This window comes from Halomonas sp. PAMB 3232, from assembly GCF_031954225.1.
Lineage (GTDB): Bacteria > Pseudomonadota > Gammaproteobacteria > Pseudomonadales > Halomonadaceae > Vreelandella.
In genome coordinates this window covers 163,515-177,292 of the sequence record NZ_CP134865.1, presented here as the reverse complement: position 1 = coordinate 177,292, position 13,778 = coordinate 163,515, and the positions used below count along the sequence as shown (strand labels likewise).

The 13,778-nt window shown below is 62.3% G+C and carries 16 protein-coding genes; 6 read left to right on the top strand and 10 right to left on the bottom strand.

Annotated features, from left to right (window positions below):
- Window positions 1-21 precede the first annotated feature (21 nt).
- From RN346_RS00825 to RN346_RS00810, 4 genes are read right to left on the bottom strand one after another with little or no spacing between them, the layout of a single operon-like run.
- Complete coding sequence (locus tag RN346_RS00825; protein WP_263585504.1) at window positions 22-1,008, bottom strand: ABC transporter permease; 987 nt, start codon at window positions 1,006-1,008, stop codon at window positions 22-24.
- On the bottom strand, window positions 1,005-2,552 hold the full coding sequence (locus tag RN346_RS00820; protein ID WP_311961840.1) for a sugar ABC transporter ATP-binding protein: 1,548 nt from the start codon (window positions 2,550-2,552) through the stop codon (window positions 1,005-1,007). The genes RN346_RS00825 and RN346_RS00820 overlap by 4 nt, the downstream gene beginning before the upstream one ends.
- Window positions 2,545-3,687: a Gfo/Idh/MocA family oxidoreductase gene (locus RN346_RS00815; protein ID WP_311961839.1), complete on the bottom strand. Its 1,143-nt coding sequence runs from the start codon at window positions 3,685-3,687 to the stop codon at window positions 2,545-2,547. Before RN346_RS00815 ends, RN346_RS00820 begins: the two co-directional genes overlap by 8 nt.
- A gap of 4 nt (window positions 3,688-3,691) precedes the next feature.
- Window positions 3,692-4,783, bottom strand: coding sequence for a sugar phosphate isomerase/epimerase family protein (locus tag RN346_RS00810; protein ID WP_311961838.1), 1,092 nt, complete (start codon window positions 4,781-4,783; stop codon window positions 3,692-3,694).
- Window positions 4,784-5,176: 393 nt separating this feature from the next.
- Here RN346_RS00810 and RN346_RS00805 point away from each other — a divergent pair, with 393 nt between their 5' ends.
- Window positions 5,177-6,184 (top strand): LacI family DNA-binding transcriptional regulator, encoded by a 1,008-nt coding sequence (locus RN346_RS00805; protein ID WP_311961837.1) that lies wholly within the window; start codon window positions 5,177-5,179, stop codon window positions 6,182-6,184.
- A gap of 8 nt (window positions 6,185-6,192) precedes the next feature.
- Here the strand turns inward: RN346_RS00805 and RN346_RS00800 are convergent, their stop codons facing one another.
- Window positions 6,193-6,573 (bottom strand): DUF423 domain-containing protein, encoded by a 381-nt coding sequence (locus RN346_RS00800; RefSeq protein ID WP_311961836.1) that lies wholly within the window; start codon window positions 6,571-6,573, stop codon window positions 6,193-6,195.
- Between the two features lie 117 nt (window positions 6,574-6,690).
- Here RN346_RS00800 and thiS point away from each other — a divergent pair, with 117 nt between their 5' ends.
- The 3 genes from thiS to trmB all read left to right on the top strand — a co-directional run bounded on the left by thiS (window position 6,691) and on the right by trmB (window position 8,548).
- Window positions 6,691-6,912, top strand: coding sequence for a sulfur carrier protein ThiS (thiS, locus tag RN346_RS00795; protein WP_252108149.1), 222 nt, complete (start codon window positions 6,691-6,693; stop codon window positions 6,910-6,912).
- Between the two features lie 26 nt (window positions 6,913-6,938).
- Window positions 6,939-7,733: a thiazole synthase gene (locus tag RN346_RS00790; RefSeq protein WP_263585510.1), complete on the top strand. Its 795-nt coding sequence runs from the start codon at window positions 6,939-6,941 to the stop codon at window positions 7,731-7,733.
- Window positions 7,734-7,795: 62 nt separating this feature from the next.
- A complete protein-coding gene (trmB, locus tag RN346_RS00785) occupies window positions 7,796-8,548 on the top strand; it encodes a tRNA (guanosine(46)-N7)-methyltransferase TrmB (protein WP_311959369.1) in 753 nt (250 codons plus the stop codon).
- Window positions 8,549-8,584: 36 nt separating this feature from the next.
- On the opposite strand, the gene RN346_RS00780 is transcribed toward trmB, so the two are convergent.
- The 4 genes from RN346_RS00780 to RN346_RS00765 all read right to left on the bottom strand — a co-directional run bounded on the left by RN346_RS00780 (window position 8,585) and on the right by RN346_RS00765 (window position 11,735).
- Window positions 8,585-9,694, bottom strand: coding sequence for an MFS transporter (locus RN346_RS00780; RefSeq protein ID WP_311961835.1), 1,110 nt, complete (start codon window positions 9,692-9,694; stop codon window positions 8,585-8,587).
- Window positions 9,691-10,218, bottom strand: coding sequence for a helix-turn-helix domain-containing protein (locus RN346_RS00775; protein ID WP_311961834.1), 528 nt, complete (start codon window positions 10,216-10,218; stop codon window positions 9,691-9,693). The genes RN346_RS00780 and RN346_RS00775 overlap by 4 nt, the downstream gene beginning before the upstream one ends.
- 192 nt (window positions 10,219-10,410) lie before the next feature.
- Window positions 10,411-10,548, bottom strand: a complete 138-nt coding sequence (locus RN346_RS00770; protein WP_311961833.1) for a DUF2256 domain-containing protein — start codon at window positions 10,546-10,548, stop codon at window positions 10,411-10,413.
- 269 nt (window positions 10,549-10,817) lie between these two features.
- Window positions 10,818-11,735: an AEC family transporter gene (locus RN346_RS00765; protein ID WP_311961832.1), complete on the bottom strand. Its 918-nt coding sequence runs from the start codon at window positions 11,733-11,735 to the stop codon at window positions 10,818-10,820.
- A 135-nt stretch (window positions 11,736-11,870) separates the two neighbouring features.
- Here RN346_RS00765 and RN346_RS00760 point away from each other — a divergent pair, with 135 nt between their 5' ends.
- Together RN346_RS00760 and RN346_RS00755 are read left to right on the top strand one after the other, a co-directional pair.
- On the top strand, window positions 11,871-12,371 hold the full coding sequence (locus RN346_RS00760) for a hypothetical protein (protein ID WP_311961831.1): 501 nt from the start codon (window positions 11,871-11,873) through the stop codon (window positions 12,369-12,371).
- Window position 12,372: 1 nt separating this feature from the next.
- The gene (locus RN346_RS00755; RefSeq protein ID WP_311961830.1) at window positions 12,373-12,981 is read left to right on the top strand and encodes an SCO family protein; all 609 of its coding nucleotides are present in this window, start codon (window positions 12,373-12,375) and stop codon (window positions 12,979-12,981) included.
- Between the two features lie 77 nt (window positions 12,982-13,058).
- On the opposite strand, the gene RN346_RS00750 is transcribed toward RN346_RS00755, so the two are convergent.
- Complete coding sequence (locus RN346_RS00750; RefSeq protein WP_311961829.1) at window positions 13,059-13,751, bottom strand: FKBP-type peptidyl-prolyl cis-trans isomerase; 693 nt, start codon at window positions 13,749-13,751, stop codon at window positions 13,059-13,061.
- Window positions 13,752-13,778 lie beyond the last annotated feature (27 nt).

Below are 13,778 nucleotides of genomic sequence, written 5' to 3'. Positions count from 1 at the left end.
CCGGCTCAAGCCGGGTCTGATCTAGGGCGCGCGCTTGTACTGTAGAAGCACCGCCAGCAGGATCACCGCGCCTTTCACCAACCCCTGAAGGTAGGGCGAAACGCCGGTGAGATTCAGCATGTTGTTGATGATGCCGAGAATCAAAGCACCGATCACCGTGCCCCACACGGTGCCCCGCCCGCCGGAAAGCGCAGTGCCGCCGATCACCACCGCGGCGATCGCATCGAGCTCGTAGAAATAGCCCGCGTCGCTCGGGCTCACCGAATTGAGCCGCGAGGTCAGCATGATGGCAGAGAGCCCGACGCACACCCCGGCGATCAAAAACGTCGAGAGCACCATCCGCTCGACGCGAATGCCCGAATAGCGCGCAACCTGCGCGTTGGCGCCTACAGCGCACACGTGGCGACCAAACGCGGTATGAAACAGCAGCACGTGCGAGACCATCGCCAGCAGGAAAAACGTCCATACCGGAATCGGTATCCCGAGTACGAAGCCGCCGCCCACCTCCGAGAACAGCGGGTTGCGCGTGGTGACCTCAGCGGCGTCGGTGAAGTAAAGCGCCAGCGAGCGAAAGATCGACATGGTGGCCAGCGTCACCACGAAGGCGGCGATGCGCCCGCGCGTCACCAGAAGCCCGTTGAACAGCCCCAATAGCGCGCCACCCACCACTGCGGCGAGCATGGCGAGAATCACCGCCTGTAGCGGGTCGGTGATGGTATTGAGTACGTAAAGTACCGCCACCCCGACCAGCGCCACCATCGAGCCCACGGAAAGGTCGATACCGCCGGCAATGATGACGAAGGTCATGCCGATGGCGATGATCCCGGTATAAGAGACCTGGCGCAGCACGTTGGAGAGGTTGCGCGTATTGAGAAAGTACTCGCTGGCAAAGGACGAGACCACGAACAGAACGATCAGCGCCACCAAAGGCGCCAGAATCGCGGCGTTCCAGGGAAGGCGCCGAAACCGCTGGGCCAGCGGCGTGGTGCGTTGGGGTAGCGGATTCATGGGCGCACTCCTTGTGATAATGCGTTATCTGCCCGGCGCTCGGTGTCCGCCTCCCAGGCGCCGGCGGCGTAGAGCATGATGCGCTCCTCGTTGATGTCGTCGCCTTCCAGCGTGGCCGCCACACGTCCCTGGCGAATCACCAGCGCCCGGTCGGCCAGTCCAATGATCTCCTCGAGCTCGGAGGAGATCACGACCACCGCCTTGCCCTGGGCGGTGAGCTCGCGAATCAGGCGATAGATCTGCTGTTTGGCACTGATATCGATACCGCGAGTGGGCTCGTCGAGCAGTAAAATATCCGGCTCGATATCGAGCAGCTTGGCAAAATACACCTTCTGCTGGTTGCCGCCGCTCAAAAGCCCTACCGGGGCGGCCAAGTGAGCCGCCTTGATCGACAGCCGTGCCTGATACTCCTCGGCGCGCTTGCGCTCCTGGCCGTGGCGAATCAACCCGCGTACGTAGCGCGCCAGGCTCAGGTCGGTCACGTTTTGCATCACGTTAAAGGAGAGCTGCAGGCCCTTGCCCTGGCGATCCTCGGAAAGATAGGCAAGCCCGCGGGCGTGGGCGTCGCGGGGGGATTTGAGCGTGACCGGCTCGCCATCGATGAGAAGCTCGCCTGCGCTTTTACGGCGAAGCCCCATGATCGTCTCGGCGATTTCGGTGCGCCCGGCGCCGACCAGCCCGGCCAGGCCCAGTATTTCGCCCCGGTGCACCTCGAAATCGATATCGTGCAGTACGCCCTCCACACAGAGCCCGCGCACGGCCAGCGCCGGCGCCTGGTGGGGGATGTCGCCGGTCGGTTTATCGGGAAAGATTTGCGCCAGCTCGCGGCCCACCATCTTGCGCGCCATATCCTCTTCGTTCATGGACGCCACGGCGCAGTGCTCGACCTGACGGCCATCTCGCAGAATCAAGAGGCGGTCGCAAAGGGCCTTTACTTCGCGCAGCTTGTGGGAGATGAACAGCACCGTCACACCCTTGTCGACCAGCGCCTTCACCACGCGAAACAGCACCGCGGTTTCGTGGCTCGTGAGCACTGTGGTGGGCTCGTCAAGGATCACCACCCGCGCGTCGTTGACGAGCACCCGGGCTACTTCGACCATCTGCTTTTGCGCCACGCTCAAACGCTCGATGGTCTGGTTCGGGTCCAGGTGTACTTCGAGCGAGTCGAGCAGCGCGCGCGTTTGCGCGCGCATACGGGTGTGGTCCAGAAAACCGCCGCGGCGAAGCTCCTGACCCAGAAACACGTTCTCGTACACCTTGAGCGTGGCCACCAGATTGAACTCCTGGGGAATCATTGCCACGCCCAGCTTCCGGGCACTGATGGGATCCAGCGCGTCGAACGCGTTTCCGCCCATGTGAATACGCCCCACGCTTGGCGTGTAAATGCCGCTGATGATCTTCAGTAGCGTCGACTTGCCGGCCCCGTTCTCGCCCAGAATACCCAGCACTTCGCCCTGGGCAATGTCGAGGTTGATATCGTCGAGCACCGTCACGGGCCCGAAAGACTTACCGATTCCCTCAAGGCGCAAAAGCGGCTCAGCCATCGCTCTCACCCCCGCCAAGCGCAGTCCACACGCCATCCTTTTGACTGGAGGCGATCGTCGCCTCGATGAAGCGCATACCGTCGACGCCGTCCTCGATACCCGGAAGCCACTCCGGCGGGGCGCCTGCCTGTATGCCGTCGGCGAAGCGCTGGTAGAGATTGGCGAAGCTTTCGATATAGCCCTCCGGATGGCCGCCGGGAAGGCGAACGCTGCGCGCCACCTGCTCGCTTACCGCATCATCGCGGCGGGTCAGGCGTTGGCCTGGGGCGTTGAGTGGCTTGAGCCAGAGTTCGTTGGGACTCTCCTGGGCCCAGGCAAGGCTCGCCTTCTCGCCTATGATGCGAATGCTCAGCTCGTTCTCGAAACCCGGGGCGCACTGGCTGGCCCAGAGCATGCCGCTGATGCCGGACTCAAAGCGCAGCAGCGCCTGCACGCTGTCGTCGAGCGCGCGCCCAGCCACGGCGGTGGTGAGCGAGGCGCTTACATCCGCTACTTTCAGACCGCTGACGAACTGCGCCAGCTGAAAGGCGTGAACGCCGATATCGCCCAGACACCCGGCCGCGCCGGCCTTTACCGGGTCCGTTCGCCAGCTCGCCTGGCGGTTCTCCTCCCCCTGGGCCTCGCTCAGCCACTCCTGCACGTACTCCACCTGCACGTGACGCAGCGCGCCCAACTCGCCGCGCGCCACCAGCTCGCGGGCGTGCTGTATCATCGGATAGCCCGCATAGGTGTGGGTCAGCAGAAAGTGCCCCGCGCTTTGCGAGGCCGCCTTTTTCAACGCCACAGCCTCGGTGGCGGTCATGGTCATGGGCTTTTCACATATCACGTGAAGCCCCGCCTCGAGGCCCGCCATCGCAGCGTCGAAGTGCAGATGATTGGGCGTCACGATGATGAGCGCCTCGATCCCATCCTCTCTGGCCGCCTCACCCGCAATCAGCGCGGCCACGTCGGCGTAACAGCGCGCCGGCTCGATATAAAGTTCTCGGGCGCTTTGCCGGTTGCGCTCATGGTTCGACGAAAACACGCCGGCGAGCAGTTCGAAACGATTGTCCAGACGCAGCGCCGAGCGGTGCACCGCGCCGATGAACGCCCCTGGACCGCCGCCCATCATGGCCACGCGCAAACGTCCTGGCATTGAATCACTCATGGCGGGCGCAAGCGTTATCGGCCTGGACGGCGCCGAGGCCGAGCAGCGCGCGGTTGGCGCCTTGATCGGTTTTGGCATCGGCGAAGTCGTCGAATGCCCGATCGGTGACGAGAATGATGTGTTCGGCCACAAACCGCGCCCCTTCCAGCGCCCCCTGCTCCGGATGCTTGAGCGCGCACTCCCACTCGATCACCGCCCAGCCCTCGAAATCGTACTGGGCGAGCCTCGTGAAAATGCCCTTGAAGTCGACCTGGCCGTCACCCAGCGAGCGAAAACGCCCGGCGCGCTCGACCCAGGAGGTGTAGCCGCCGTACACACCCTGGCTTGCCGTCGCATTAAACTCGGCATCCTTGACGTGAAACATGCGAATGCGCGCGTGGTAGCGATCCAGAAAGGCGAGGTAGTCGAGCTGCTGAAGCAAAAGGTGCGAAGGATCGTAGAGAATATGGCAGCGCGGATGATGATCGACGGCCTCGAGAAAGCGCTCGAAGGTGGCGCCGTCGTGCAGATCTTCGCCCGGATGAATCTCGAAGCAAAGATCCACCCCTTCGGTATCGAAAACATCGAGAATCGGACGCCAGCGCCGGGCGAGTTCATCAAACCCCTCTTCGACCAGTCCCGGCGGGCGCTGCGGCCAGGGGTAAAGAAACGGCCACAGGAGCGCGCCGGAAAACGTGCCGACGGCGTCGAGCCCAAGATTGGCGCTGGCGCGAGCGGCCAGCTTGAGCTGCTCTACCGCCCAGGCCTGGCGAGCGTCCGGGTCACCGTGCAGCGCTTTAGGCGCGAAGCCGTCAAACAGCGTGTCGTACACCGGATGTACCGCCACCAGCTGGCCCTGCAGATGACAGGAGAGCTCGCTGATGTGCAGACCGTGACGCGCTAGCGTCGCCTTGATCTCGTTACAGTAGCCGAGATCGCCGGCGGCTTTTGCAAGATCGATCAGCCGCGTGTCCCAACTCGGAACCTGCACCGCCTTGAATCCCATGGAGGCCGCCCAGCCCGCGATACCGTCCAGCGTATTGAAGGGCGGCTCGTCGCTGACGTACTGCGCCAAAAAGAGGGCGGGGCCCTTGATCGTTTTCATGCGGCTTCCTGACTTATTGTCGTTATAAACGTCCGATGTGACGACTCGATGTAATGGATTACATTGCAGCAAAGGCCTTTTTACCGGTCAAGTCAGACCATTGTTCGTTGAATGGCGAAATTAATTTATAACTTTATGATTAGTAACAAATAATCGAGTAAAAACCGAAACGCCATAGCGACCAAAGTATGAGCTTTAAAAAGGAAAAAGCCGTTTTCAGCTCGTCTTCATCCTGAAAACGGCTGTCTCACTTGGCGCTTTTGTGCAATCGTTTACAGTGACACACGCTCGCGCTTGCGCGCTGAAGGGCAAAGGCGCGGCCAGGTGACAGCAGACGTTACCGCCAGGCGCCCAGCTGCGTTAAGCTACCGCCCCTTTATCCAGATACCTGCCATGAGTACGATCAAGGAAGTCGCAAGTGTGGCCGGCTGCTCCACCGCTACGGTGTCGCGAGCGCTGGCCACCCCGGAAAAGGTCAGCGAGGCGACGCGCGCCCGTGTTGCCCGCGCGATCGCTCAGGTGGGCTATACGCCCAACGGCGCCGCGCGCAGCCTGCGCCGCCGGGAGTCCAAAACCATCGTCGCGCTGCTGCCGGATATCTCGAATCCCTTTTTCTCCGAGATCATCAACGGCATCGAAGAGGTCGCCCATCAGGCCGGGTATCAGATTCTGATCGGCGACTGCGAGCGCGACCCTGGCCGCGCCGAGGCCTACTTCGATCTGCTCCCCGCCAACCAGGCCGACGGCGTGCTGTTGCTCACCGCTGACGTGCCTCGAACACTGGTGGAAAACGCCTGCCGCCAGGCGCGCTTTCCGCTGGTCATGGCCTGCGAATTTTTCAGCGATATCGACCTGCCCACCGTCACGGTGGATAACTACCGGGCCGCCTGTCAGGCGATCGACTACCTGATTTCGCTGGGCCATCGCTACATCGCGACGATCAGCGGGCCCGCTAACAATCCGATCTGCCTCGAGCGCGAACGTGGCTACCGCGATACGCTAACCGCCCACGACCTATTGAACACGGCGCGCACCCAGGCCGGAGATTTTGGCGTCCACTCGGGCTATGCCCAGGGCCTTGAACTGCTGACCCCGTCCAGGCACCGGCCCACGGCGATTTTCTGCCACAGCGATGAAATGGCCATCGGCGTGCTCAAGGCGGCGCGCCAACTCGGTCTTGCGATACCGAAAGATCTGTCGATTGTCGGCTTCGACAACATTCGTCTGAGCGAGTACTGCGACCCGGAGCTCACCACCATCAGCCAGCCGCGCCCCGACATCGGGCAAAAGGCGATGCAGCTGCTGCTTGGGCTCATTCGTGATGAGCCGGTCGAGCGCCAACAGGTGCTGGAGACCCGCCTGATCGTGCGCCAAAGTACCGCCCGGCCTGGGGTTATTTGAAAAGCGCGCTAATCCCGCGCGATCGCCACCACCAGCAAAAGTGCCAGCCATCCGCCGATCAGCGCCACTCCACCAATGGGCGTGACGACCCCCACATTCAGGCCGAAAAGCGCCATGGCGTAGAGTGAGCCGCAAAAACCGAGCGTGCCCAGCAGCCAGAGCGTGAGCACCAGCCGCTGGCCCGCACGCGGGCGCTGGGCGCGCCACACCAGCACCGCCAGCATCGCCAGCGTATGCCAGGCCTGGTAGCGCACGCCGGTTTCCACGGCGCTGACCATGTCGCTGCCGGCCCGCGCGGCCAGCCCGTGGGCGGCGTAAGCGCCGAGCGCCACCATCAGCGCACCGGAGACTGCGACCCAACACCACCATGCTTTATCGGCTTGCTGCACGTAACGCTCCTTACCGTTGTCGGTTCGACCCCTTTCATATCACAGGTGACATACCTTGCACGGCGCTAAACCGCTACAATAGGGGATATTTGGCTTATCAAGGGATACTCATCGTTCATGTCTACCCCTAATGCACCCATAGAGCTTAGGCTCAACGGCGAACCTTACGCCATTAATCAAGGGCAGACGGCGGCGGATCTGATCGCTCAGCTGGGCTTGACCGGGCGGCGCATCGCCGTCGAGATCAACGAGCAGATCGTACCCAAAAGCCAGCTCGACGCCACCGCGCTCAACGAAGGCGATCAGATCGAAGTCGTCCACGCCATCGGCGGCGGCTAGCTCTTTTTCGCGCTCAAGGATTACCCATGACTACACACCACGATACGCCGTTTACCGTCGCCGGGCGCACGTTTGGCTCGCGCCTTCTGGTCGGTACCGGCAAGTACAAGGACATGGCGGAAACCGGCCAGGCCGTCGCCGAAAGCGGCGCCGAGATCGTCACCTTCGCCGTACGCCGTACCAACCTGGGTCAAAACGCCGATGCGCCGAACCTGTTGGACGTGATTCCGCCCAGCCGCTATACGCTTTTGCCCAACACTGCCGGCTGTTACACGGCGAAAGACGCGGTACGCACCTGCCGCCTCGCTCGCGAGCTGCTCGACGGCCACAACCTGGTCAAGCTTGAAGTGCTCGGTGACGACACCACGCTCTACCCCAACGTGGTGGAAACGCTCGCCGCTGCCAGAACGCTGATCGACGACGGCTTCGACGTCATGGTTTACACCAGCGATGACCCGATCGTTGCCCGCGAGCTCGAGGCGATCGGCTGCTGCGCGATCATGCCGCTGGGGTCCTTGATCGGCTCTGGCCACGGCATCCAGAACCCTTACAACGTTCGCCTGATCGTCGAACAGTCGAGCGTACCGGTGCTGGTAGACGCCGGCATCGGTACCGCCTCCGAGGCGGCGATCGCCATGGAGCTTGGCTGCGACGGCGTGCTGCTCAACTCCGCCATCGCCCACGCCCGCGAGCCGCTGCGCATGGCCCGCGCCATGAAGCTTGCCGTCGAGGCCGGCCGCGACGCCTTTTTGGCCGGTCGCATGGCACGCCGAGGCGCCGCCGAGGCGTCCACGCCCTTTGCCGGCCGTATCAACGGCTGATTCGACGCTTTATTTTCAAGAACTAGTTCGATGCCCTATTCGAGAACCCTTGCCGAGACCCCATGACCGAGAACAACGCCACCCCGTCCGATAACGCTGGCACCACCGGGCCCGAAAGTCAGGACGCGCCGCTTCACCGCCGCGGCATTAAAAGCTACGTGATTCGCGCCGGGCGCATGACGCCGGCCCAGACCCGCGGCCTCGAAGACGTCTGGCCGCGCCTTGGCCTCGCGCTGGAAGACGGCCCACAGGATCTATATGCGCTGTTCGGCCGGAAAGCCCCCTGTGTGGTCGAGATCGGTTTTGGCATGGGTAACTCTCTGATCGAACAGGCCAAAACTCACCCGGACACCGATTTTATCGGTATCGAGGTGCACGCGCCGGGGGTGGGCAAGCTGCTCGATGAAGCCGACAAGCTGGGGCTCACCAACCTGCGCGTCTACCGCGAAGATGCTTTGCGCGTGCTGGAAGAGTGCCTGCCGGCGGGGTCGATCAATACCGTGCAGCTCTTCTTCCCCGACCCCTGGCCGAAGAAGAAGCATCACAAGCGGCGCATCGTTCAACCCGCGTTTGTGGAGCTAATCCGCACCCGGCTTAAGCCGAACGGCTTTTTCCACATGGCCACGGACTGGGAAGCCTACGCCGAGTGGATGGCCGAGGTGATGGAAGCCGCGCCCGGCTATGCCAATACCGCCAACGCCGATACCGCGCCTTTCGTGCCACGCCCCAATTTCCGCCCGCTGACCAAGTTCGAAGCGCGCGGCGAGAAGCTCGGCCACGGCGTGTGGGATCTGATTTACCGAAAAACGCCTTGAACCAAAAGTGAGTGGCTAGGGCCTGCGGCCTGAACGTTAGCCCCGCGCCCAAGCCGCGGTCAGCGTAAGACCTGCAAATGCCACAACGGCGGTGGTGGCGCCCAGTTGATCCATCATCATCCCGAACACCGGCGCGCCCGCCGTTTGCCCGACCGCGATGGTCAGAAAACCGACCATCAGCCCAGTGGCAGGGCGCTCGGGCAGCGCGTTAATGCCCCATACCAGATAGACGCCGGTCAGCATGATATAAGCCATGCCGAAGAGCAGCCCGCCGATGAGCGCCATCGCCGGCGTCGTGTTGACCATTCCCACCATGAATACTCCCAACGCAAGCGCCGCCAGGAAGATCCGGTGTATCGGGTTGATCCCGAATCGGGTGATCAGCGCCCCCGCAAATGCGCCTGCCATTCCCGCACCGCCGATCGCGATCCACAAGAGTCCGCTGCCGGTATGGCCCCAATCGAGGCGTAGCGCCAAAAGCTGGCCGCCGAACGACCACACCGCGGTACTGGCGGCTCCCATCAAAAACGATGCCATGATCAAGCGGATTAGCAGCGCATTGAGCGACACCTTCCCCACCTTCGCACCGGCCTTGTGCTTGCCACCGGGTACGCTGAACGCGACCGCCACCGAAAGCAGAAGCGCCGTCGCGGCAAATCCCGCGAAGGCCAGACGCCAATCCTCCATCCAGAGTGCCATCGAGCCTGACAGGACTACGCCCGCCCCGGTGCCGGCGTTGATCACGGTATTTGTCAGGCTTTGGCGTTTGGGCGCCACGATTTTGTCCACCGCCGCGGCCATGGGCGGCGAGGCAAGCCCGGTACTCGAGCCCGCCAGCAGCACCGCCAGGGCTAACCACCAGGCCGACGTCGCCATGACAATTCCTAGCATGCCAATCCCTGCCACCAGCGCTGCACCGATAGCCACAAGCCGAGGCCCCAGCCGCTCGGTCAAGTAGGCAGACGCGACGATGGCGACACAGTAGCCAAGAAAGGAGCCGCCGGAAATGAATCCGCTGAGGCTCGTGGAAAGGGAAAGCTCGGCATCGATTTGCGGAAGAAAAAGCCCGAAAGCAAAGCGCGCAAAGCCGTAGCACACCGCAATCAGGCCAAAGCCGCATGTGCCGAGCGTCAGTGCGGGGCTCACAAGCGGTGACGCTCGAGCAGCGTAGCGGCCGCCATCCGCGCGGCGACTACCGATTGCTCACCGCGATAGATCGCAGCGGCCGTCGCCCCCTCAAAAAGCACGATGATCTGCTCGACTAGATCAGCGTTGTCGCTCTGGCGCGTTTCCACGATGACCAGCTCGGCGATCTTGTCCGCCACGCGGGCTTTATGAGCCAGCACGGCCTCGACGATTTCCGGGGAGTCGCCGCCGGTCTCTCCATAAGCGCGCAGGAAAAGGCAGCCGCGCACCCCTTCCACCCGCGCCCAATCTTCCAGCGCCTTGAACAGCGCATCGATGCTATCGACTTCCAGCCGACGGGCAAAACGCTTGTCACGTTCGCTAAGCACACTGGCAATCAACGCATTCTTGCTGCCCGCGTGTTTATAGAGCGTGCGGCTCGAGATACCCGCGCTTTTGGTCAACTTATCCATGCCGGTGGCGGTAAAACCGTGGCGGTCGAACAGCGCTTCCGAGGCGGCAACGAGTTTGCTCATTATATCCATTGTGCGTCTCCTTTGAATGGAACCACACACTCAATGTAAAACGATCATTTTACACCGTCAAACGATATCGCTGTAGCCGTCTGCCGCCCAAGGCGCCCTAAAAACGCCACGAGCACGCAAGTGTTTGATGGATAGATAACTCTTGAGTGAGCGCGCCACTTTAAAAAATAAGGGTATCGAGGTGAGAAGGGTTTAAACGCCCTGGCGCCGGCAGCGCTCGGAGCAGTAGACGACGTTGTCCCAGTCCCGTGCCCACTTCTTGCGCCAGGTGAAGGGCTTTTGGCAGACGGGGCAGGTCTTGGTCGGAAGGTGGGGCTTTTTATGGGCCATGAGGGCGGCTCGCGTACGGAATGTCGCCTCAGTCTAGACACGTTGTCCCCGCTTTCGGGACGGTAAGAGCGTAAAATTTTCGGAGGGCACAAAAAAAGAAAGCCACTCCCGAGGAGTGGCAAAAGACCGTGACTAGCAATGAGAGGGAGAAACCATGACAGAAAAAGTCCCGCTGTCCTGGTTGTGACGTCTCATCAAACGCCAGCAAGGACAATATAATAATTCTCATTTACCCCGTCAACACAAATGCGAATACTTTTTATTTATTTTTACACGCCAGCCAGTTTGAGCCACAGCGGCAGCGTCAGCATGGCTAAAAGCGTTTGTCCGGTGATGATCGCGGCCATCAGCTCCGCGTCGCCGCCCAGCTGGCGGGCCAGAATATAGGCCGAGGTGGCCGTGGGCAGCGCGGCAAACAAAAGCGCCACGTCGCGACTCAAGGGGTCGAGGCCCAGAACCCAGGCGAGCAGCAACACGACCAGCGGCATGAGCAACAGCTTGGCCACGTTGGTGGTCAACGTGCCGCGGTCCAGGCGCCACAGCGCCGCCGGGCGAAGCGCCACGCCTACCGCCACCAGCCCCAGCGGCAGTGCGGCGCGGCCCAATAGCTCGGCGGCGCTGCCACTCCAGCCGGGCAGGCCAATGCCGCTCATGTTTAAAAAGATTCCCGCCAGGCAGGCCAGAATCAGCGGGTTCTTCAAAAGCGTCAGCGCGCTCTGGCCAAGGCTTGCCTGCCCTAGCGTGCCGGTGCGGATAAAGCTCGCCACGCAGAGAATATTGACCACCGGTACCATGACCGCCACCGCAACCGCCGCGGTGGTCACCCCGGCGCTTCCGTGCAGGGCTCCGGCGCCGGCCACCCCCACGTAGGTGTTGAAGCGAATCGCGCCCTGAAACACGGACGTAAACGCCGGTGCGTCCAGTCGAATCCACGAGCGCAGCCCCCAAAGCAGCCCTGTCATGAGCCCAATCGCCCCAAGCAGCACCGCCGCAAGCCTTGCCACGGGTACCTGGCTTACGTCCGCCGTGGCAAGCGTTGCCACCAGCATGGCGGGGAACAGCACGAAATAGATGAGTTTTTCCATCTGCGCCCAGAACTCAAGGCTCGGCCAGCGCCGGTAGCCGATGACCCCGCCCAGAAGAATCAAGAGAAAGAGCGGCCCCAGCGCTCCGGTAATACTGTTCATCGATACTCCTTCAATTTGCGAGCGACGTGCGACATCCTGACCGCTCGCCGGCAACGCTTAGCTGCTACCATGCAGTATCTTCTCTGCCCTGTGGTCGTATCGTGACGCTTTTGCCATGAACAAGCCAACGCTGCCATGAACAAGCCAACCCCGTCGGAACCTTCTCGCGCTTTTCCGCTGCTCAACGTCCTCATGCTGGTCACCGCCTTGGCGCTGATGGCGTGCCTGGCGTACGGCTTGAACAGCTGGCTGCGCGACGACAGCGAGATTACCTGGTTCGCGCCCAACCCTGGGTGCGAGCTGCACACCAGCGCCTGCTCGGCGCAGTTGAATGACGGTGTGCTGAGCTTCGCGGTGGACGTGGACGGCCCCATCGAGGCGCTCAACGTTTTGCCGCTCGAGGTGATCGTCCAGGGCGTGCCGGCGCGCCAGGCAAGCGTTGAATTCATCGGCCGCGACATGGCGATGGGGCGCCACCATTTCGATCTGATCACCACCGCGCCGGGCCACTTCCACGGCCAGGGACAGGTCGGGCTCTGCACTCAGGCCGTCATGGCCTGGCGGGCGCGGGTGGTGGTGACCACGCCTGGCGGCAAAATCGGCAGCTGGTTCGATTTCGAGGTTACCCGGAGTTAGCATGCACGCACTTCTCAGACGCCGCGGTGTGATCGCGGCGCTGCTTTTGGCGCTTGTCGGGCTTGGCGCGCTGGCGCTACTACTGACAGGCGCTGGGCAAAACAGTGAGGCGCCGCGCGGCGGGCCGATCACCATGGCCTCCACCGACGGCGCCTTCTCGCTTTCGCACCTGACCGAGGATCAGATCGCCATGGTGTCGTTTGGCTACACGTCCTGTCCCGATGTCTGCCCCATTACGCTGGCGATGAAGCGTCAGGCGCTGGCGCAGTTCGACGAGTCGATCCGTGAGCGTATCGTTCCGGTGATGATCACCGTGGATCTCGAGCGCGATACGCTGGCACGACTGCGCGAGTACGTCAGCGCCTTTGGCGACGAGTTCATTGGCCTGGTCGGCACGCCCGACGAGCTTGAAGATGTCACCGAGCGCTACGGCGTGGTGTGGCAGCGAAGGGAGGCGACTGATTCCACCATGGCCTATACCGTGGATCACACCGCCGGGCTCTTTCTCGTCAATCGGGAGGGAGTGATTCTTGAGCGAGTGCTTTATTCACCAACGCCGTCGGCGCTGGTGTCAGCACTGGATCGCGAGCTCGAGCGGGGCACGGGTTAGCCTGCGGCGTTGACTGAGCCTTCAGCCATAAAAGCGCCGCCCTCGGGCGGCGCAGTGCGGTCAAGGCGCGGAAGGGATCACTCGATGCCTAAAAGCTCGACGCGGAACGTGAGCATTTCGTTGGGACCGATCGGACCTTGGCCGTTTTCGCCGTAGGCGAGCTCGGAGGGGATGTAGATCATCCACTTATCGCCGACGCTCATCATCTGCAGTGCCTCCTGCCAACCTTCGATGACCTGGTTGACCTGGAAGGTGACCGACTCGCCGCGCTCGAAGGAGCTATCGAACACGGTGCCATCGAGCAACATACCTTCGTAGTTCACCTCGACGGTGTCCTCGGGGCCGGGCGATTCGCCGTCGCCGGACTCGAGCACTTCGTACTGAAGGCCAGACTCGGTGACTTCGACATCGCCACGCTCGGCGTTTTCGGCCAGATACTCCTCGCCTTCCTGCTGGTTCATCTCGGCAATTTCCGCCGCCTGCTCTTCACGCTCCTGCATGGAGCGCTGCTGGAAGGCGACCAGGGTTTCCATCATCTCTTCTTCGGAAAGCGCCAGCTCGTTGCCTTCGAACACGTCGCGCATGCCGCTTGTGAAGGTATCGATATCGAGATCCTCGATATCCGCCTGCATGCTTTCGCCAAGCGTCACCCCAAGGCTGTAGGCCAGGCGCTGTTCGTCGGTTTCCGGCTCGGCGGCGGCGAACGGCGCCACCAAAAGAAGCCCGGTCAAAGCCGCGGTTTTGAACGTTGTAGAGACCATTGCTTTCATATGTAAACCTTCTTCAAGACGCTGTGC